A 528-nucleotide genomic window follows, 5' to 3' on the forward strand; every position below is an offset into this window, starting at 1 on the left:
TTGCGGCGCCTGCTTATCATCGGAGCGAGCGCTGTCGTGCGTCATGCTCGTCGGCGAGGCATTCGGGAAGGATCGTGGCTTGGGCGCATGCTCGCCCGCAAGCCGCCAATGCTTGTGGTCGTCGCTCTTGCCAACAAGATGGCCCGCATCGTCTGGGCGCTCATGGCAAGAGGTGGGACCTACAGGGCTCCGGCCGTGGCAGCATAGCAGCTCGGTCTGAGGTCGTCGCAGGTGTAGGAAGGTCACACGGAGAGGTATGGCGCGACAGTCGATGAGAGACGGATCGGAAAAACCAGTTCAGCACAGAGCGCTTCGAGCGCGCGGTAGTGATATGGATCCGATCGGCGAACTCCCATACGGGCCGGCGGCAAATGGAAGGCCGCATCAGAGGCCGGACAGATGTCAGCACCCGACTACGCGCCGCTATACTGCCTTCGAAGATTCTTCTTGCGCTCACGGGGGCGTCCACAGATGTGCTGAAGGTTCTGCAAAAAGTTTTGGAGAGAGAACGGCGCTTGCTCTGAGGGG

The 528-nt window shown here is 61.2% G+C and carries 1 pseudogene; it reads left to right on the plus strand.

What is annotated here, in order from left to right:
• Positions 1–207 (plus strand): annotated as a pseudogene (locus NKJ08_RS38890) (IS110 family transposase); the annotation flags it as partial.
• Positions 208–528: the final 321 nt, after the last annotated feature.

This window comes from Mesorhizobium sp. M0244, from assembly GCF_040321795.1.
Taxonomy (GTDB): Bacteria; Pseudomonadota; Alphaproteobacteria; order Rhizobiales; family Rhizobiaceae; genus Mesorhizobium.